The 18,928-nt window shown below is 36.0% G+C and carries 19 protein-coding genes; 17 read left to right on the forward strand and 2 right to left on the reverse strand.

Annotation, left to right across the window (positions count from 1 at the left end; genetic code table 11):
- Positions 1 to 144: 144 nt before the first annotated feature.
- The 6 genes from ACLHDF_RS29465 to fsa all read left to right on the forward strand — a co-directional run bounded on the left by ACLHDF_RS29465 (position 145) and on the right by fsa (position 6,052).
- The gene (locus tag ACLHDF_RS29465) at positions 145 to 1,569 is read left to right on the forward strand and encodes a sodium:solute symporter family protein (protein ID WP_413921945.1); all 1,425 of its coding nucleotides are present in this window, start codon (positions 145 to 147) and stop codon (positions 1,567 to 1,569) included.
- Between the two features lie 37 nt (positions 1,570 to 1,606).
- The gene (locus tag ACLHDF_RS29470) at positions 1,607 to 2,803 is read left to right on the forward strand and encodes a sialidase family protein (RefSeq protein WP_413921946.1); all 1,197 of its coding nucleotides are present in this window, start codon (positions 1,607 to 1,609) and stop codon (positions 2,801 to 2,803) included.
- Positions 2,804 to 2,832: 29 nt separating this feature from the next.
- Entirely contained in the window at positions 2,833 to 3,579 is a 747-nt protein-coding gene (locus ACLHDF_RS29475; protein WP_413921947.1) for an SDR family NAD(P)-dependent oxidoreductase, read from the forward strand.
- A gap of 80 nt (positions 3,580 to 3,659) precedes the next feature.
- Positions 3,660 to 4,562: an AEC family transporter gene (locus ACLHDF_RS29480; RefSeq protein WP_413921948.1), complete on the forward strand. Its 903-nt coding sequence runs from the start codon at positions 3,660 to 3,662 to the stop codon at positions 4,560 to 4,562.
- A 254-nt stretch (positions 4,563 to 4,816) separates the two neighbouring features.
- Positions 4,817 to 5,326 carry a hypothetical protein gene (locus ACLHDF_RS29485; protein ID WP_413921949.1) on the forward strand — a complete coding sequence of 170 codons (510 nt, stop codon included), beginning with the start codon at positions 4,817 to 4,819 and terminating at the stop codon, positions 5,324 to 5,326.
- 57 nt (positions 5,327 to 5,383) lie between these two features.
- Positions 5,384 to 6,052, forward strand: a complete 669-nt coding sequence (gene fsa / locus ACLHDF_RS29490) for a fructose-6-phosphate aldolase (RefSeq protein ID WP_413921950.1) — start codon at positions 5,384 to 5,386, stop codon at positions 6,050 to 6,052.
- Between the two features lie 62 nt (positions 6,053 to 6,114).
- On the opposite strand, the gene ACLHDF_RS29495 is transcribed toward fsa, so the two are convergent.
- Complete coding sequence (locus tag ACLHDF_RS29495) at positions 6,115 to 7,008, reverse strand: sigma-70 family RNA polymerase sigma factor (protein WP_413921951.1); 894 nt, start codon at positions 7,006 to 7,008, stop codon at positions 6,115 to 6,117.
- A gap of 326 nt (positions 7,009 to 7,334) precedes the next feature.
- On the opposite strand from ACLHDF_RS29495, the gene ACLHDF_RS29500 reads away from it, so the two are divergent.
- From ACLHDF_RS29500 to ACLHDF_RS29510, 3 genes are all read left to right on the forward strand, one after another.
- Complete coding sequence (locus ACLHDF_RS29500; protein WP_413921952.1) at positions 7,335 to 7,859, forward strand: DinB family protein; 525 nt, start codon at positions 7,335 to 7,337, stop codon at positions 7,857 to 7,859.
- Positions 7,860 to 8,129: 270 nt separating this feature from the next.
- A complete protein-coding gene (locus ACLHDF_RS29505) occupies positions 8,130 to 8,450 on the forward strand; it encodes a PepSY domain-containing protein (RefSeq protein ID WP_413921953.1) in 321 nt (106 codons plus the stop codon).
- 372 nt (positions 8,451 to 8,822) lie between these two features.
- Entirely contained in the window at positions 8,823 to 9,878 is a 1,056-nt protein-coding gene (locus tag ACLHDF_RS29510) for an aldose epimerase family protein (protein ID WP_413921954.1), read from the forward strand.
- Between the two features lie 414 nt (positions 9,879 to 10,292).
- Here ACLHDF_RS29510 and ACLHDF_RS29515 read toward each other — a convergent pair whose 3' ends face one another.
- Positions 10,293 to 10,715 carry a CBS domain-containing protein gene (locus ACLHDF_RS29515; protein WP_413921955.1) on the reverse strand — a complete coding sequence of 141 codons (423 nt, stop codon included), beginning with the start codon at positions 10,713 to 10,715 and terminating at the stop codon, positions 10,293 to 10,295.
- 234 nt (positions 10,716 to 10,949) lie between these two features.
- Between ACLHDF_RS29515 and ACLHDF_RS29520 the strand changes: the two genes are divergently transcribed.
- The 8 genes from ACLHDF_RS29520 (at position 10,950) to ACLHDF_RS29555 (ending at position 18,699) form a co-directional block, all read left to right on the forward strand.
- Positions 10,950 to 11,414, forward strand: a complete 465-nt coding sequence (locus tag ACLHDF_RS29520; RefSeq protein ID WP_413921956.1) for a hypothetical protein — start codon at positions 10,950 to 10,952, stop codon at positions 11,412 to 11,414.
- 488 nt (positions 11,415 to 11,902) lie between these two features.
- Entirely contained in the window at positions 11,903 to 12,859 is a 957-nt protein-coding gene (locus ACLHDF_RS29525) for a sugar kinase (protein ID WP_413921957.1), read from the forward strand.
- 100 nt (positions 12,860 to 12,959) lie between these two features.
- Positions 12,960 to 13,970, forward strand: a complete 1,011-nt coding sequence (gene allD / locus ACLHDF_RS29530) for an ureidoglycolate dehydrogenase (RefSeq protein WP_413921958.1) — start codon at positions 12,960 to 12,962, stop codon at positions 13,968 to 13,970.
- An 8-nt stretch (positions 13,971 to 13,978) separates the two neighbouring features.
- Positions 13,979 to 14,998 carry a zinc-binding alcohol dehydrogenase family protein gene (locus tag ACLHDF_RS29535; protein WP_413921959.1) on the forward strand — a complete coding sequence of 340 codons (1,020 nt, stop codon included), beginning with the start codon at positions 13,979 to 13,981 and terminating at the stop codon, positions 14,996 to 14,998.
- A gap of 10 nt (positions 14,999 to 15,008) precedes the next feature.
- On the forward strand, positions 15,009 to 15,647 hold the full coding sequence (locus tag ACLHDF_RS29540) for a bifunctional 2-keto-4-hydroxyglutarate aldolase/2-keto-3-deoxy-6-phosphogluconate aldolase (RefSeq protein ID WP_413921960.1): 639 nt from the start codon (positions 15,009 to 15,011) through the stop codon (positions 15,645 to 15,647).
- Complete coding sequence (gene uxuA, locus ACLHDF_RS29545) at positions 15,644 to 16,741, forward strand: mannonate dehydratase (protein WP_413921961.1); 1,098 nt, start codon at positions 15,644 to 15,646, stop codon at positions 16,739 to 16,741. Before ACLHDF_RS29540 ends, uxuA begins: the two co-directional genes overlap by 4 nt.
- Positions 16,717 to 17,553, forward strand: a complete 837-nt coding sequence (locus ACLHDF_RS29550; protein WP_413921962.1) for an SDR family oxidoreductase — start codon at positions 16,717 to 16,719, stop codon at positions 17,551 to 17,553. The genes uxuA and ACLHDF_RS29550 overlap by 25 nt, the downstream gene beginning before the upstream one ends.
- A gap of 144 nt (positions 17,554 to 17,697) precedes the next feature.
- Positions 17,698 to 18,699 (forward strand): substrate-binding domain-containing protein, encoded by a 1,002-nt coding sequence (locus tag ACLHDF_RS29555; RefSeq protein ID WP_413920036.1) that lies wholly within the window; start codon positions 17,698 to 17,700, stop codon positions 18,697 to 18,699.
- Positions 18,700 to 18,928 lie beyond the last annotated feature (229 nt).

Here is an 18,928-nt window from a genome sequence, read left to right on the forward strand (position 1 = left end):
CATAAAACAGTTTTACTACTGACCAATGGATCTCTTTAGGACAGAAAAAATGATAGAAGCATTGAGAAAAAATAAACCGTGAAATATTGAAATTTTTATCGACATATATCAAAATTCTGTTGTTATTATAGGAGGAAATCTATAATGAAAGCATTAAATCCTTCAAGCCTGGTTTTTGTTTTAGCAGTAATTGTTGTATATATTCTATTTACAACATGGTTAACAATGAGATTAAGAAGTAAATCCAGCGCAGAATTCAATAACGCAGCCAAAACATTGCCTGCTCTTGTAGTTGGAATTTTATTAATGTCAGAGTTCATCGGAACTAAATCAACAGTAGGGACTGCTGAATCATCATTTACAGATGGTATTGCGGCTTCTTGGTCACTTATTACTGTGACAATTGCTTTTTTCCTCTTTTCATTCTTTTTAGTTAATAAATTCTATGGTACTGGAAAATATACTATTTCCGGTATAATTGAGCAGAAATTTGGAAGGTCTACAAAGACTGTTGTATCGGTTATTATGATAGCTGCTCTTTTACTTGTAAATCTAGGAAACTACCTCAGTGGTTCTGCAGCCATTGCATCTCTGTTAGGTTTGCCATTGATGACATGCGCTATTATTACAGCAATTGTTAGTACATTTTATTTTACATTTGGGGGAATGAAAGGAGTAGCTTGGGTAACCATTCTTCACTCATTTGTAAAATATGCGGGTGTTTTAATTACAGTAGGAGTTGCATTATATCTTTGCGGTGGATTCAAGCCTATAGTGCAAGAGCTGCCAAAAAGCTACTTTACATGGGATGGCACGATTGGTGGAGGAACAATTTTTGCATGGCTTATCGGAAATATGGGAGCTATTTTCTCTACACAATTTATTATTCAAGCAATCACATCGTCAAAAAGTGCAAAAGCAGCTAAAAAGTCAAGTTTATATGCAGCACTATTATGCTTGCCACTTGCATTGGCAATCGGAGTGATTGGGGTATGTGCACGCTATTTGTATCCAAATATCGATCCTATCTATGCGTTTCCAGTATTCTTAGAACATATGAATCCAGTATTAACAGCAATTGTAGCAACATCCTTAGTAGCATCCATTTTCGTTGGGGTTTCAACCGTGGCTTTGGCTACAACAACATTAATTGTGGACGATTTTTATGTTCCAAAAGCTAAACCATCTGCAGAAAGGCAGATGAAGATGACTCGAATTATTTCTATTGTTGTTGGTATTGTCCCATTACTTGGTGTGGTTTTAGCTCCAGAACTATTAACTTTATCTTTTTTCACCCGTGCTTTGAGAACATCTATTGCTGTGGTAGCTGCAATGGGATTTTATCTCCCATTCTTTAGTTCAAACCGAGGCGCAACAATAGGTTTAGCAATGTCAGGTATTTTCACAACTGTATGGTATCTGCTAGGAAACCCTTTTGGCATTGATAATATGTATGTTGCTGTCATCACTCCATTTATTGTGATGATAATTGATCGATTTATCGGTAGAAAAGATAAAGAGTCTGAAAATACTGAATCCAATACTGTAGAATATATAGATGCAAAGTAGAAAATATCTTAGTTTAAGTTAAAAGGAGAGAAATGTAATGAATAATCAACCAACGACTATTGTAGCAGATGGAAAACTAAAAACGTGTTCAGGTGGATTAAAACATGTAGAGGCATATATTCCGTCTGATTGTATACAAAATCACGCTTCTAATTTACTTGTACTAGATAACGGAGACTTATTATGTACTTGGTTTGGCGGTACACAAGAGGGAATAGCCGACATTCATATCTACCTATCAAGGCTTAAAAAAGGCGAAAAAGAATGGAGTAGAGCTGTAAAACTTTCAGATGATTCAACTCGTTCTGAACAAAACCCAATTTTATTTCGTGCCCCGGATAATAAATTGTGGTTATTGTACACGGCACAAAAATCCGGGAATCAAGACACAGCGATTGTAAGATATCGTATTTCGGAAGATGAAGGCTATTCGTGGGGACCTATTGAAACTTTATTTGATCAGCCAGGTACTTTTATTCGACAGCCTATTGTTGTATTAGATAACGGTGATTGGCTTTTACCTGTTTTCTATTGTATTATTTCTCCAGGACAAAAGTGGACAGGCAATAAAGATATAAGTGCGGTAAAAATCTCAAAAAATCAAGGTGAGTCTTGGGAAGAGTATGAAGTGCCTAATAGCTTAGGCTGTGTTCATATGAATATCGAAAAATTAGATGACGGAACGCTTTTAGCATTATTCCGAAGCCGCTGGGCTGATCATATTTATAGCAGCCATTCGACTGATCATGGAAGAACGTGGAGCGAGCCGATTCCTACACAATTACCTAATAACAATTCTTCTATTCAATTTACAAAATTGAATAACGGACATTTAGCGTTAGTTTTTAACAATATGAACGCCGATAATTGCACGGAGCGCAGGCTGTCGCTTTATGATGAAATTGAAGATGAAGAGGATATGGATATTTTGTCCCCTAATCAAGACACGCCTGAAAAAGATGATGAAGAAGACAGGGCTGCATTTTGGGGAGCGCCTAGAGCACCGATGACAATTGCGATTTCAGAAGATGGAGGGAGAACATGGCCATATAAAAAGGATATTGAAACAGGCGATGGCTATGCGATGACCAATAATTCAAAAGAAAAATTAAATAGAGAATACTCATATCCTTCTATTAAACAAAGCGCTGATGGAAAGATTCATATTGCTTTTACGTATTTTAGACAAGCCATTAAATATGTGTGTGTTTCAGAAGAATTCATAAAAGCTTAATAGCTTCATATACTTCGGAGGGGTAAAGTATGCTGTTGGAAAACAAAACTGCAATTATTACAGGGGCTAGTAGAGGTATTGGAAAAGCTATTGCTTTGACTTTAGCTAAAAACGGTGCCTCATTAGTTATACACGGTACGAATAGGAATTTATTAAATGAATTAGCTTTGCAGATTGAAGGCTTAGGTAGAGAATGTATTGTAAAAGCTGGGGATGTAGCAGATCCAAATGTTGCAACAGAGGTTGTACAGGCTGCTGTAGAACGTTTTGGAAAAATTGATATTTTAATAAATAATGCGGGTATTAATATGCGTAGCTCAACATTAGAAATGACTTTGGATGATTGGAAAAAGGTATTAGATGTTAATTTAAACGGGACTTTATATTTCTGTAAAGCCGTCTTACCTTATATGATTGAGCAAAATTACGGTAAGATTGTCAATGTAAGTTCTACAACAGCAAAAACTGCTCATAAAAATGCAGCGCCATCTTACGGAGCTTCAAAAGCTGCAGTTAACTACCTTACTATGCATTTAGCTTTAGAAATGGCGCCTCATAATATTTTTGTGAATGCTGTATGTCCAGGTCCTGTAGAAACGGACATGAACAATCAATGGACAGATGAATACCGGAAAGAGGTAACAAAGAGAATTCCATTAAATAAGTTAGGAACTCCTCAAGATGTTGGAGAAAGCGTTCTATTTTTAGCTTCAAGTATGTCTGATTTTATAACGGGTGAATCCATTAATGTCAATGGCGGAACATACATGAATTAGATAGCAAAAAGCCTAGAAAGTTGACTATCTAGGCTTTTCAATTGTTTCTCTAAAGAATAGAATATAAACAGGTGATTAAAATGGAATTTTTAACAATCTTATTACCTATTTTCGGCATATTTGCATTAGGATTTATTGGACAAAAGAAAATAGGATTTGATACGAAAACGATATCTACCATGGCTCTTTATTTAATGTCCCCAGTATTAGTTTTTAGAACGTTTTATACGACAAAATTTCAGTTGGATTATTTATATCTTACTTTTTATACATTTGCCCTTTGTTTTGCTTTAATTATAGTTGTATATATTGTGGCATTTTTTCAGAAGTACTCCACTACAGAGACATGCGGGATGATACTAGCCTCTTCTTTCATGAACAATGGAAATTATGGTACTCCTGTGATTTTATTGATCTTTGGAGTTTCGGGGCTTGACTGTGCTATCATTTTAATGGTTATTCAGCAGCTTGCAATGTGTACAATTGGTGTCTACTACGCTGCAAAAGGAAGTGCCCAAGGAAATGGTATACGTTCAACTATTCGTGCTGTTCAGCGTATGCCTGCTATATATAGCGCTTTTTTGGGAGTTTTTTTTCAACTTTTTAATATTCATTTAGGAAAATCAGTCCTCGAAGCGGTGGATTTGGTAGCGAATGCAGCAATCCCTACAGTTATGATCGTACTCGGAATGCAGCTAGCGAAAATATCAGTTAAAAATTTAGCTAAGAGTAAAGTTTCTTTATCACTTATAATTAAACTGATTATTTCTCCTGCCGTTGCTTATGTACTTACTTTGTTCCTTCCAGTTGATGACATGGTTAAACAAATTATGATCATTACTGCCGCCATGCCCACAGCAGCAAACACAACTATGTATGCGCTGCAATTTAATACCGAGCCAGAATTTGTGTCGAGCGCAACGCTTATTAGTACATCATTAAGTTTAGCTACTTTACCGATAATTTTTATGATTGTATTATAAAAATCTTTTATAACTACGTATTTTTTATGCTCTATGAACTTTTTTGACTACTTTTTATAATTTTATGACTTTTTTTGAACGAATCTGATTGTTTTTGATGATTTTTCGAATAATCTGATATATAATGAAAGCGTAAACAGTAAAACATGTCGGTTGATTAAGAAAAACGTCCACAAAACTGGATTAGTTATTACATAAAATCAGACCTCTGTTTTTTATAAAAATAAATAGAATTTGAGAAAAGGAGAATGAGAATGGACATATTGGATGCAAAAGTAGTGAATACAAAGTATGGTTTAGAGACATATCTGGATGTACCAGAAAGCGTGGAAATAAAAGAAATTCATATGCCGAGTTCAGATAACCAATCTCATAAAATTAAATTTGGAATTAAGTATTTTCTTTTAAGAGAAGGAAAGTATTACGATAGCCAAAAAGGTTATTTTTGGCTTTGTATGAATCACGATTTTAGCAGCCTTATGCTGAGTGAAACAGAAACAGAGAGTTTGTTTGCGGTTAAAAGTGAAGAAGAAAGAGAAGCAACAAAAACACTATTAGCAGAATGGTTTATCCAAACGAATGCGTACAAAGAAGTCATCAGCGAATGTATCGATCAGATTAAGACGGAGAATATTCGTACAGAAGAAGACATTGAAGACCGAGTGGACGCCATACAATTTTTAGAAAAATTAAAAGTATTAACTGCAAAAGAGATTGAAAACGCTTATATAGAAAACCTATATGCGCTCCAACAAATTGGCTAAGCCATACGCGTACGTTGAAATGCAGATTTACATATAACAATAAGGAGGAATAATGAGATGAAATTTTTTATTGATACAGCAAACCTTGAGGATATTAAGAAAGCGTACAAAGTAGGTGTTCTAGCTGGTGTGACAACCAATCCGTCTTTAGTAGCAAAAGAAGGTGTAAGATTTGAAGACCGCATCGAAGAAATCCTTCAAATGGTGCCGGAAGTTGAATCCGTTTCCGCTGAGGTAACGCCTGACGCACTTTCTGCTGAAGAGATGATTGCTCAAGCTGAAGAGTTGATTAAAATTAATGACGGAGATAAAAATATTACGATTAAACTGCCTATGACATTAGCTGGATTGGAAGCAACGCGTTACCTTGCAAAAAAAGGCGTAAAAACAAATGTAACGCTAATCTTCACTGTAAACCAAGCGCTTTTAGCAGCTCGCGCTGGAGCGACGTATGTTTCTCCGTTTTTAGGCCGTCTTGATGATATTTCAGAAGATGGGGTACAGCTAGTATCTAAAATTGCTCAGTTATTCCGCGTTCAAAATATTGAATCTCAAATTATTGCGGCATCCGTAAGACATCCGGATCATGTAACGCGCGTAGCACTTGCAGGAGCTCATATTGCCACAATTCCATACGCTGTTATTGAGCAACTGGCAAAACATCCGTTAACTGACCAAGGGATGGAAAAATTTGCAGCAGATTGGGAAAAAGCAGTTAAAGCTTAACAAAGAGGCATATCAATAAAAAAGCTTGGGGTAAGCATAGCTTATTCCAAGCTTTTTATCGTTTAACTAGCTAGTTTCTTTTTTCGTAATCGCTCTAAGCGTCGCTGCACGCTATTTCTCGAACGCCCGAGCAGCTGCCCAATTTCTCGCTGATTACGCTTTTCCTGATAAAACATATTCCACAGTCTGGCATCTTCTTCTGCTGTCCATTTTTTATGCTCGTATTTAGGGCGCTTTATATAATCTAGTTTTCTTTGTTCATCCACCCATGCAGGTTCTGGAATAAGCGTGTTTTTAGGTATTTTAAAAAAATTAAGGCACGTTTTATTTTGTTCAGCCCACTTCCAAAAAGATTGAATGTCAATTCCCATAAATTTTCTTGTCTTGGCGATGATGATTTTATAAGGTAGATTCTCTTTATAAATCCACTTGTAAATTGTATGAACATCCACTTCAAGACAGGCTGCTAGTTCACACACTGTAATGTGTCCTACGTGCGATTTGGCTCCATACACCTCTAAACGACTTAACCTCGATTCTAGTGCCTGCACGCTTCGCTGTAACTTAGCTGATATTTGAAAAAGAGATTTTACTCCGTAATATCTTAGCAAATAATCATCTTCTTGTACGGTCCATCTCCGCATCGATGTTTTTCGTGTTAGTCTCAAAATTTTTATACGTGTAGCAATAGACGAAGGACTTCTACCTAAGGAGTTCGCAATTTCACGATTATTCATGCTATCAATATTCCGTTGTAAAAAAGCATCTTGTTCAGGCGTCCATTTTTTACGTAAAGCTGTATTTGAAGCACGAAGATTTAATCGAGTAAGTCGTTTATTAACCGATTCCTTGCTTCTATGTAAATGCTCACCTATTTTTTGAAGCGTCATAGCGCTATAGTGTTCGATGAGAAAGGTATCTTCTTCTTTTGTCCATCGCTTTTGATTTTTACTCACTGCTGTCTCCCTCCAATTCACACGGAAAGCTCAAGATGAAAAAGTCGCTAGCAATCTATTTTACGAATGAGAAGTGCCTATTCAGACTGATACTCACTACGTTCTAGCCTATATACATTTTATCATATTTCTACACAAAAACCAAACATGTGTTCTGTTTTTTGTTTAAGTAAGCATTAAGATAAGTAGAAGAATAGCCGGCTCCTTTAATAGGAGATAATTGTGATAAAATTGACTATAATTACGAGAATTAGTACATAACTGACAGCTCATCATCATCATTACGTAGAAAGTCATATTTATCGAAAAGAAAAAGGGGAATTCACATGAATTTTAATTTAAAAGAAGCGATCGAAATACTTGAGCATACGCCACAAGCGCTTGAAAAACTTTTGTCTGGACTATCTGCAGGGTGGCTGCAATGCAATGAAGGAGAAGGAACTTGGAGTACCTCCGAAGTAATAGATCATTTAATAGAAGCAGAAAAAAACAATTGGATACCAAGGCTAGAATTTATCCTTCAAGAAGGAACGGAGGGAGCTTTCCCTGCGTTTGACCGCTATGCCCACTTAAACAAGAAATCTACTAGTTCTATTGAAGAGAAGTTTCTTGAATTTAAAATGGTAAGAACACAGAATCTATGTCAACTAAAGCTGCTAGTTAACCATGAAAAACATCTTGAAGTGAGAGGAGAACATCCGGAGTTCGGGGAAGTAAAAGTCAGAGAGTTACTCTCGACGTGGGTTATTCATGATTTAACGCATATTGCGCAAATTGTTCGAGTAATGGCAGAACGATATAGAGAGGATGTGGGACCTTGGGAAGAATACTTAGGAATACTGAGAAAATAGGAAGAAATCTCTTGTGTTAAAAAAGCTTGGCTAGATGCAGTAACAAATTATTCAGCAAGTATTAAGTTTAGATTCACATTCGCTTCATGTTCACTCTTTATAGTAAAGCTATAGCAAAGGACTTCATCTGTCATTAAGAAAAGAAATCACGTTTTTTCTTTTTTATTATTCGTAATTTCAACTATAGGGTACAAAACAGCTACTTTCATTCACTGTTATCAGATAAGTCCTTTGCTGTTTAATCAAGCATAGTAAGCGGGAGGGTTTGTTATGAGCGGAAAGGCAATAACAAAAAAGGTAATGGCAGGATTGGTTTTAGGGGCTATAGTAGGGACAAGTTCAGTTTCTTCAACGTTTGCAGCAGAGAATCATCATACAAATTCAGCAAACGCAATAAGTCAACATCAAGTGAAGCATGTCAGTGAAAGCCAAGCTAAAGCCATTGCGTTAAAAGCAAAGCCAGGTGCATTTAAATCAGTGTCGTTCCACAACAATGTATATACATACATTATTCACAAAGATGGACATGATTTTAAAGTAAACGTAAATGCAAAAACGGGTAGTGTGTTAAAGGTTGTAGCTTTAACATAATTTTAAAATGAAGATTAGTAAAAAAAGCTCCCGATAAGGAGCTTTTTTTTAATTCTATTAGTCTAGCTTACTAAATAGCTCTTTTTTTAGATCAGCTAGATGAGCGGTTCGTAGCATGCGCAGTGACAGGATACTCTAACATCGCCCCTGTACGCGTCCATGCATCATTTAATAGCAAAACATTTAATGACAAGCAGTAGCCAGCCTTTATTATTCAAGCTTGAATTAGGAAATGTACACGTTTACAATAAAATGAGAGTAATGAAGATTCAGGAAGGAGTACGGAGGGAATATAAGAACATATCCGGTGTTTATAACATGTAGATTCCGTTAAGCGATTTACGAATAAAAAGAGGATTGGACTGATTAACGATGAAAGTAAATTCAAAGAAATTTGGAGAACTAGACAATCAAGCTGTACATGCTTATACCTTACTAAATGATGAAGGACTTAAAATCACCTGCCTTGACTATGGATGTGTGATATCAACTATTGAAATGCCGGATTCTGAAGGGAAGATTGAAAGCGTTGTATTGGGATTTGATTCAATAGAAGAATATCAAAAGTATTCTCCTTATTTTGGAGCTGTAGTTGGACGTGTAGCAGGACGTATAGGAGGAGCAGCATTTCAACTTAATAATGAAACCTATCATCTAGAGAAAAATGAAGGAAACAACCATTTGCACGGCGGGTCAGAAGGATTTAGCCACAAAATATGGAATGCAAAAACAATTGAAGCAAGTGATCATGTAGGTGTTGAATTTACATATTTAAGTAAAGACGGAGAAGAAGGGTACCCTGGCAATCTTGAAGTGAAAGTTACGTATACATTAACTAATAAAAATGAGTTCCATATCTCTTACGAAGGAACAACAGATCAAGAGACTCTTATCAATTTAACAAATCATACGTATTTCAATTTAAGCGGAAATCTAAAAGAAACGGTCTTAGATCATGTTTTGAAGTTGAAAAGTAACGAATTCTTAGAGTTGAATGATGAACTTTTACCTACTGGAGAAGTGTTAAATGTCACGGATACTCCATTTGATTTTAGAGAAGGACATAGTCTCAAGGAAGGAGTGGAATCCACTCATCCGCAAAATGTATTAGTTGGTAAAGGATACGACCATCCATTTCTTTTAGAAAAAGAAACGGAACATCAGATGTCACTAAGTGATCCTGCAAGTGGTCGCAAAGTAGAAATAAAAACGGACCAGCCTTCAGTAGTTCTCTATACAGGAAATCATCTAGACGAAGAATTCGAAATTAGAGGGGTTCACTCAGAGAAATACCTTGGTGTTTGCCTGGAAACACAAGGTTTACCAGACGCTATTCATCATAAGCATTTTCCTTCTTGTATATTAAAGCCCGGTGAGAAGTATGAAGCATACACTCACTATACATTTATAACTGATCACAGCATGTAACAAAGCATGATGATAAAAAGGATTACGGACGATTCTCTGCCGATTATAATCCTTTTTATTATTACTTTTTCTTTTGACTTTTTGCCGATTAGCGTCAAGCTCCGCCGCAGATTCCTTTTGGGACTTTCCTTGCTTTTGACTCTCAGACTGATTTTTTTAAATTTGGCAGATTAGCACCTTCTTGCAGACAGGGTTATTTTGTACAAGCATTAAGGATTTATACGCTAAAAATGGGATAAGAAATAAGCTTTTATGCTGACTTTATAAAAGTGCTGTGGAGAAATAAGAATATCATCATGAAGAGTTAAACATTTTATTCAAAAAGAGGAGAAGTTCAAATATGGTTCCATGCATAATAAAAAAAGCTTGGAATAAGAAATATGCTTCCAAGCTTTTTAAAAATGCTGAAATGTTTTAATGAACTTGATTAGAGATTTCGCTTAATGCTGCACCTGCTTCATCCACATATACATTTACTGTCGCAAGGTCACCAATTGCGCAGATTCCAACCATATCATTATTTTCCACTACAATAATGCGGCGAATTTGATGGTCAGCCATCATACGTGCACACTCATGAATGTCAGTATCCGGTGAACAAGTAATTACATCTTTAGTCATACAATCATGGCAATGAACAGTGTTGCAGTCTTTTCCATCCGCCACGCAATTTAACACGATATCCCGGTCTGTGATCATTCCCATTACTCGATTTTCTTGACAAATCGGCACAGAACCACAATTAATATCACGCATTAATTTTGCAGCTGCTGTTACTGGATCGTGCGGTGCACAAGCTTTCACATCTTTAGTCATAACTTCACGTACTGTAGTCATTTTTAATTCCTCCTTTTAAACATTCACCTCCGTATTTTCTCCATGCACGTGCAGAATATGAGAATCAATAATTTCCTGACAGCGAAAAAGTACAGGGTTAAAGTAAAGAAAGGAAGAAACCTTTTAACAAAATCCAAACACATTGGAGTAAGCACATAAAAACAAGCCCATTACGTAAACTAAAGAGGATACCATCTATCTTACATTTTCGTAACGGCAGGAGTTGGGTACATAATGAAAGGAAAGTTAATGCTTTTGGCAACACTTTTACTGCCTTGGCTGTCTATAGTAAAAGTTGATAAATTTGTTTTTAAAAGATACTTACCTGTTTTAACTTTTAGTTCACTTGTTATTGCCTTTATCAGTGAGCTATCTAAAAGCTTTACTTGGTGGAAAGTGAAAAAACCTCTTTTCCCTAAACTTGCAAGCGACATTTCTTTTATCTTTGGACCATTTTTTATAGCTAATTTTTGGGTATTCAAATTAACCTATGGAAGTTTCAAAAAATATTTATTAGTTAACGTTCTATTTGACTATCTATTTGCTTACCCTTTGACCAGTCTGGCAGAAAAGCTGAAGGTATATAAAATGGTAAACATGACGCGTTTTCAACTTTTTATCATCTCAATTGCGACTGCTCTTATTAATTATTTGTATCAGCATTTTATAGAAGATGTATTAAGGAAAGGCAGACAATAGCTAATATATTACCATTCCAATTTTAAATTAATGCTTAATAAAAAAGAATTATTAAGCACACGCAAGCAAATTAATTTTCTAAGTTAATTTTACACTAGAGGATTTCTTATCGCTAAAATAATTAAAAATTTCTAAAAACAAAGGTAACATAAAAATCAGCTATTTCTAAACGAGGGGTGAAATTTATTTATTTTAAATATTATATAAATATCCTGAAAATAGGTCATTTATGCAATAATCAGAACGGGAAGAGATTTATTTTTCTGAATTTTTATAATAATAAAGGTTTTATTATTGAAAATGTAAGTGCTTTCAATTATACTTTTAATAAATCGATTTACAAAACCGGTTTACAAAACCGGTTTACTTTGAAAACTTGTTTAACTTCAGACACACTCAATTGTTTGTGTTGTTTATGTGGCTTTAACCAGATTAGCTAGTACATCATATAAGAAAAGTGATATCTAGTCAGAAAGGTAGGCGATTTAATGTCTTCTACATGTGGTGTTTTCACTTTAGGTGATGCTATGATTACTCTCAATCCATCCATAACAGGGCCTCTGCGATTTGTGCCAAATTTTGAACGAAAAGTAGGAGGGGCTGAACTTAATTTTGCTGTTGGCTGTGCACGACTTGGCTTACGTACAAAATGGCTGAGTCGTTTAGGGAAAGATGAATTTGGTCGTTTCATTTATAACTTTGCCCGTGGTGAAGGAATAGACATGGAATACGTTTCGTTTATAAATGGCTTTTCTACATCTCTAAACTTTAAAGAAATTAGAGAAGATGGTTCAGGAAAAACTTTTTATTATCGACATCAGTCTCCTATTTTAACATTAGAACCAGAAGATATTCAGGAGACGATGTTTGAGAACATTCATTTAATACATATAACGGGTGTGTTCTTAGCTATAGACTATAAAAATATTGAAATTGTCAAAAGGATAATTGAAATTGGGGCAAAAAGAAGAATCCCTGTTTCATTCGACCCTAATATAAGACTGAAGTTATGGACAATTGAAGAGGCGCGATCTGTTTATTTCGAAATTTTTCCACATGTTGATATTTTGCTAACTGGACTTGATGAAATAAAGATGATCACAGGAAGTAATTCTGAAAGTGAGTTAGCAAGCCTAGCCAGACGTTACAGTATCGATCAACTTGTAATTAAAGACGGCGCGAATGGTTCGAAGGTATACGGCAATGGAAAGTGGTATCGAAAGAATGCTTTTAAAGTTAAAGCGATAGACACAGTCGGTGCAGGAGATGGTTTTGATGCTGGCTATGTCTATGGATATTTACATGGATTATCTTTAGATGAAAGACTAGAACTTGGGAATAGTGTAGGAGCTCTAGTTACGACTGTATCAGGAGATAATGAAGGGCTGCCTTACTTGGAAGAGGTTTCAGCTTTTATGCAGAAAGAAGTGATTATAGAAAGGTAGATTAATTAATAGAAGCTATCAGAATAAAATTCTGATTGTTCTAACTATTCAATGGTAATTTGAATTTATCAAACCTTTTTATCATGTAGGGGGGATAAAAATGTCCACAGTAACTGTACCAGTGGAAGAAGTCAAACAGCTAGTTGTTGAAAAGTTAACTAAGGAAAAGGTAAACAAAGCGTACGCAGAGAAAATCGCAGACGTTTTGACTCACGCAGATTTGAGAAATGTAAATTCACATGGTGTATTAAGAACAGAGCACTACATAAATCGTTTGCGAGCGGGTGGAATTAATCCTGATGCTAACATTTCTTTTCGTTCTACGGGACCTGTAACTGGAATTGTTGACGGAGATGACGGGTTTGGTCATGTAATTGGCGACATTGCTATTAATCATGCGATTAAGATGGCTCGTGAAAATGGAGTTGGCATGATTACTGTTATAAATAGCAGCCACTGCGGTGCATTAAGTTACTTTGTTCAAAAAGCAACAGAAGCCGAATTAATTGGAATGGCCATGACACACACAGATAAGATTGTTGTACCCTCTGGAGGAAAAATACCTTTTCTTGGAACGAATCCAATTGCTTATGGTATACCTGCAAAAACAAAAAAGCCATTTATTCTTGATATGGCCACTTCCAATGTAGCTTTCGGAAAAATTCTTCAAGCCCGTGAAGAAGAAAAAGAAATTCCTGCAAGCTGGGGAGTAGATGAGAATGGTGTTCCTGTCACAGATCCTAACAAGGTCGTTTCTCTTTCTACATTTGGCGGACCTAAAGGGTATGGTTTATCTGTGATTGTAGATGTATTTTCTGGATTGCTATCCGGAGCTGCATTTGGCCCTCACATTAGTAAAATGTACGGAGATCTTGATAAAAAAAGAAAGCTTGGTCACTATTTTTGTGTAATAAACCCTTCTTTTTTTACAGATAAAAATCACTTTTTAGAACAAATGGATCAAATGATAGAAGAGCTTCAGCAAGTACCGCCCGCTCTGGCAACTGAACGTGTATATGTGCCAGGAGAAATTGAACAGTTACATGAAGAAAGAAACCTAGAAAAAGGGATTACGATCGCCTCAAGCGTATATGAATTTCTAAAGAAGTAGGTGGGAAAATGAAAGCGATTCAAATTAAACAAGCTCATAAACTCGTTATCCAAGAAACAGAAAGGCCAAAAATTTTAAATCCTACAGATGTTTTAGTTAAGACAAAGCGAGTAGGAATTTGCGGATCTGATATGCATATCTATCATGGTACAAACCCTCTTGCTACTTTACCACGTGTCGTTGGTCATGAAGTAGCAGGAGAAGTTATGGAGGTTGGTAAAAGCGTTACCGATATTCAAATTGGTGATCATGTAGTTGTAGAACCCATTAATTACTGTGGAGAGTGCTACGCATGCCAAAAAAAGAGGCCAAACGTGTGTGAAAATCTATCCGTGTTCGGTGTTCATGAAGATGGTGGTATGAGGGAATGGTTCGTACTTCCAGAGAAGCAACTTCATGTCGTAGACTCAACTCTCCCCTGGGAAGAAATCGTATTGGCAGAACCTTACACTATAGGTGCCCAAGCTGTTTGGAGAGGTGAGGTGGAAAAAGGAGATACGGTACTCATTCAGGGGGCAGGACCTATTGGGATTTGTATATTAAAATTAGCAAAACTTCAAGGGGCAACTGTGATGATGACAGACTTAAGTGAAGAGCGACTAGGGTTTGCGAATGAAAATGGAGCTGATGTTACCGTTCATGCTGGGCAGGAAGACGTTCGACATCGAGTTAAAGAATGGACTAATGGAAAAGGAGCAAACGTAGTAATTGATGCCGTGTGCTTACCAAATACATTTCAATTGTCCTTTGAAGTAGTATCTGCTGCAGGAAGAGTAGTCGTGCTTGGATTTGACGAAAGGCCTTCTGCTATCCCACAGCTGCCTATTACTAAAAAAGAAATAACAGTAACAGGATCGCGATTGCAAACAAATCAATTTCCTAAAATTGTTCAACTATTAAATGAAAAAAAGCTGTGTCATAACGGTTTAATAACGCATCAATTTGCATTAGATGAAGTACAAGAGGCGTTTAATTTTGTAGAAGCACATCCAAAACAAGTTCGTAAGGCCATTATTGTATTTGACTAGGGAGGAAAAAATGAATAAATATTTAACTGTTAACGCATTAACAAGTACAAAGGTAGTCGCTGTCATTCGTGGGAAAGATGCGAATGAAGCAACTGAATTATCTAAAGCAGCGATAGAAGGCGGCATTAAAGCAATCGAGTTAACGTATACTACCTCTCAAATTGAAGATACATTTAGAGCCTTAAAAGGGCTAGATGTCCTTTTAGGAGCAGGTTCTGTACTAGATTCAGAGACAGCTCGTCATGCTATTTTAAATGGTGCAAAATTTATTGTAAGTTCTCACTTTGTTGAAGATGTGGCTAAACTTTGCAATCGATACGGTATTCCTTATATGCCCGGATGTATGAGTATTCGAGAAATGGCTAGTGCTCTTGAACTAGGATGCGACATTCTTAAACTATTTCCTGCAGGTCACTTTGATCCATCTTTTATTAAAGCTGTAAATGGTCCTCTGCCTAACGTAAAAATTATGCCTACAGGCGGAATTAACTTAAATAACATGGAAGAATGGCTAAACGCAGGTGCTGTAGCCATTGGTATTGGGAGTGATTTAAACAAAGCCTATCAACATGGAGGGTATGAAGCTGTTGTTCGATTAAGTGAGAAATATATGAAAAAAAGTATCACATTAACGGAGGTGTTATCATGAATATTACCTTTAGATGGTATGGAAAAGGAAATGATACAGTTACTTTAGAACAGGTTAAACAAATTCCCGGGGTAAAAGGAATTGTTTGGGCATTGCATGAAAAGCCTGTAGGGGATGTATGGGAAATAAAAGAAATCCAAAAAGAAATCGAGTATATTCAATCATTTGGTTTTCATATGGATGTTGTTGAAAGCGTTAATGTTCACGAATCTATTAAATTAGGGAATGCAGATCGAGAATTTTATATCGAGAACTATAAACAGACAATTCGTAATCTTGCAGAATTTGGTGTTAAAGTCATTTGTTATAACTTTATGCCAATCTTTGATTGGACTCGTACTGAAATGTTTCATCCTTTAGCGGATGGATCTACTGCTTTATTTTATGAAAAAGGAAAAGTAGAAAATATTGACCCTAAAGAGCTAATTCGTACTGTGACAGCAGCCTCAGATCTGACGTTACCTGGGTGGGAGCCTGAGAAACTGGATCACATTTCTGAGCTATTTGATGCTTACAAAAAGATAAACGAAGATTTATTATGGGGAAATTTAGAGTTTTTCCTTAGAGAAGTATTACCTGTGGCAGAGGAATGTGGAATTAAATTGGCCATTCATCCGGATGATCCACCTTGGTCTATTTTTGGGTTACCGCGTATTATTACAGGCGAAACAAGCTATGAAAAATTGATAGCTATATCCGATTCGCCATCTAACGCGTTTACTTTATGTACAGGATCAATGGGCGCTAATCCTAAAAATAATATGGTGGAGATTGCTAAAAAATATGCTTCCCGTTCGCCTTTTGCCCATGTTCGCAATGTGAAAATCTATGAAAACGGCGACTTTGTAGAAACTTCTCATTATACACAAGATGGATCCATAAATATTCAAGGTGTTGTAGAAGAATTAAGCTATCAAAACTACAGCGGTTACGTAAGACCTGATCATGGTCGTCATATTTGGGGAGAAGTTTGTCGTCCTGGCTACGGGTTGTATGACCGAGCCTTAGGAATCATGTACTTACTTGGTCTATGGGATGCTCATCAAGTTAATAAGGTAGGGGAAAAAGAATGGGTTCAGTTCACGAAAATTTAACTGGAAGAGTTGCTGTAATTACTGGGGGCAGCGGTGTACTTTGTTCTAAAATGGCACAAGAATTAGCAAGGCAAGGTATGAAAGTAGCTATCTTGAACAGAACTATCGATAAAGGAAGAGAAGTAGTTAGTGAGATTACAGAATCAGGCGGAACGGCTATTTCTGTTAAGGCCGATGTGTTAGATAGAGATTCTTTATTACATGCGAGAGAGGAAATCCTTAAAACATTTGGCTGCATTGATTTACTCATTAATGGTGCGGGTGGGAACCATCCCGATGCTATTACAGAGGGGGAGAAATATAGTGAAAAGGGGGAAGAAAAAACATTTTTCGAATTAGACGAAAATGGTTTTTCACAAGTGTTTTCTAGTAATTTCATAGGAACATTTTTAGCTAGTCAAGTTTTTGGAAAAGCATTATTAGAAGCGAGTTCCCCTGTTATTATTAACATTTCTTCTATGAGTTCATATGCACCGATGACCAAAGTACCGGCATATAGTGCTGCTAAAGCTTCTATTAATAACTTTACCATGTGGATGGCTGTTCATTTTGCCGAAGCTGGCTTACGAGTAAATGCTATCGCTCCAGGATTCTTTTTAACAAAACAAAATCGAGATTTATTGCTTAATAATGATGGAAGCTTAACAGAAAGATCTAATAAAATCGTCACTTCGACACCAATGAAGCGGTTTGGAAAACCAGAGGATTTACTTGGAACGTTACTTTGGCTTGCAGATGAAACGTATTCAGGCTTCGTTACAGGTATCACAGTACCCGTTGATGGAGGATTTATGGCTTACGCAGGCGTTTAGACTATCCTATTCATTGTTAAATGGGGCGTTAGAAATTAAAACTATTCACAAATAATTGTAAATACATTCCTAATACAATAAAATATTGTTTGATTACATGAATCATGGATCACAATTACTCTTTATAAGTTAGGAATGAATAATATGAGCAAAGTAACTATTGCAGATGTAGCTCAACATGCTAAGGTATCCAAAAGTACAATTTCTCAGTTTTTGAACAAGCGATACGAACATATGAGTGAAAAGACCAGAAAAAAGATTGAAGAAGCAATTAAAGATTTAAACTATGAACCTAATATTTTGGCCCGTAGTTTAAAGCAAAAATCGACGTTTACAGTAGGAGTTGTTGTCGCGAATATACTCCATACGTTTTCAACCCAAATCATCCGTGCGATAGAGAATTATTTTTACAACCAGGGATTCCATATTATTGTTTGTAACGCTGATGATGAGCCAGATAAAGAAAAAAATTATATTCAAATGTTAAAAGCAAAACAAGTAGATGGTATTATTATTTTCCCTACAGGGGGCAATCCAGACTTATATAAGCGAATGAAAAAAGAAAAATTCCCTATTGTATTTATGGATCGAACCATTCCAGAACTTGAAATTGCGACGGTCATGCTTGATAATCACTTAGCGGCTAAGCTGGCAATTGATCACTTTGTTGAAAAAGGATATAAAAATATTGCTATTGTAACTACGTCCATCATCCGAAATATTAGTCCGCGGGTGGAGAGAATTGAAGGATATAAATCTTCATTGTTATCACATGGAATAAATCCCAATGAAAATTATATTAAAACAGCAGATATAGAAGCGCTTTCAGAAGCACTTTCTGAACTATTCAGTTTATCCCAGCCGCCTAAGGCAATATTAGCAGGGAACGATATTGTTCTTAATGAAGTCTTGCAATATATAAAAAAAGAAAATTTAAGAATACCACAAGACCTAGCCGTTATTGGTATTGATGAGGTATCGTTTGCAAAACTTTATACGCCAACGATTACCACTATTAAACAGCCAACCGTACAGATGGCGAATTTAGCAGCAGAACTTCTTTTTAATCAAATCAATAAAACAGATAAAATCGATACCAGCATCCATCGTTTGAAACCAGTTCTGCTTCTTGGAACTTCTTGTTAGAAACCATCAAGCAAAAAAGAAGAACTTTTTTGCTTGATCCTTAGTAAATCGATTTACTTTTCAAAATGACCTTGCTTGGAGAAAGAAATTATTTAGCTTTGGTTTATAATGGAATCGCTTTCAAAAGAAAGTAGTGGCTGTACAAACAAAGGGGGGCACTTATGTTTTCACAAGGGAAAAGGTATTGTCATTCTATTTTTATTTTTAGCAGGAATTATTAATTACTTAG

It is taken from the genome of Priestia megaterium, from assembly GCF_046599315.1.
Taxonomy (GTDB): Bacteria; Bacillota; Bacilli; order Bacillales; family Bacillaceae_H; genus Priestia; species Priestia megaterium_F.

What these genes read in the sequence shown, in the direction of transcription:
- ACLHDF_RS29535 (WP_413921959.1), top strand. Translation starts at nt 13,979, where the DNA reads ATGAAAGCGATTCAAATTAAACAAGCTCATAAACTCGTTATCCAAGAA.
- ACLHDF_RS29510 (WP_413921954.1), top strand. Translation starts at nt 8,823, where the DNA reads ATGAAAGTAAATTCAAAGAAATTTGGAGAACTAGACAATCAAGCTGTA.
- ACLHDF_RS29475 (WP_413921947.1), top strand. Translation starts at nt 2,833, where the DNA reads ATGCTGTTGGAAAACAAAACTGCAATTATTACAGGGGCTAGTAGAGGT.
- ACLHDF_RS29505 (WP_413921953.1), top strand. Translation starts at nt 8,130, where the DNA reads ATGAGCGGAAAGGCAATAACAAAAAAGGTAATGGCAGGATTGGTTTTA.
- fsa (WP_413921950.1), top strand. Translation starts at nt 5,384, where the DNA reads ATGAAATTTTTTATTGATACAGCAAACCTTGAGGATATTAAGAAAGCG.
- ACLHDF_RS29515 (WP_413921955.1), bottom strand. Translation starts at nt 10,715, where the DNA reads ATGACTACAGTACGTGAAGTTATGACTAAAGATGTGAAAGCTTGTGCA.
- ACLHDF_RS29465 (WP_413921945.1), top strand. Translation starts at nt 145, where the DNA reads ATGAAAGCATTAAATCCTTCAAGCCTGGTTTTTGTTTTAGCAGTAATT.
- ACLHDF_RS29540 (WP_413921960.1), top strand. Translation starts at nt 15,009, where the DNA reads ATGAATAAATATTTAACTGTTAACGCATTAACAAGTACAAAGGTAGTC.
- ACLHDF_RS29555 (WP_413920036.1), top strand. Translation starts at nt 17,698, where the DNA reads ATGAGCAAAGTAACTATTGCAGATGTAGCTCAACATGCTAAGGTATCC.
- ACLHDF_RS29480 (WP_413921948.1), top strand. Translation starts at nt 3,660, where the DNA reads ATGGAATTTTTAACAATCTTATTACCTATTTTCGGCATATTTGCATTA.
- allD (WP_413921958.1), top strand. Translation starts at nt 12,960, where the DNA reads ATGTCCACAGTAACTGTACCAGTGGAAGAAGTCAAACAGCTAGTTGTT.
- ACLHDF_RS29470 (WP_413921946.1), top strand. Translation starts at nt 1,607, where the DNA reads ATGAATAATCAACCAACGACTATTGTAGCAGATGGAAAACTAAAAACG.
- ACLHDF_RS29485 (WP_413921949.1), top strand. Translation starts at nt 4,817, where the DNA reads ATGGACATATTGGATGCAAAAGTAGTGAATACAAAGTATGGTTTAGAG.
- ACLHDF_RS29525 (WP_413921957.1), top strand. Translation starts at nt 11,903, where the DNA reads ATGTCTTCTACATGTGGTGTTTTCACTTTAGGTGATGCTATGATTACT.
- ACLHDF_RS29550 (WP_413921962.1), top strand. Translation starts at nt 16,717, where the DNA reads ATGGGTTCAGTTCACGAAAATTTAACTGGAAGAGTTGCTGTAATTACT.
- uxuA (WP_413921961.1), top strand. Translation starts at nt 15,644, where the DNA reads ATGAATATTACCTTTAGATGGTATGGAAAAGGAAATGATACAGTTACT.
- ACLHDF_RS29500 (WP_413921952.1), top strand. Translation starts at nt 7,335, where the DNA reads ATGAATTTTAATTTAAAAGAAGCGATCGAAATACTTGAGCATACGCCA.
- ACLHDF_RS29520 (WP_413921956.1), top strand. Translation starts at nt 10,950, where the DNA reads ATGAAAGGAAAGTTAATGCTTTTGGCAACACTTTTACTGCCTTGGCTG.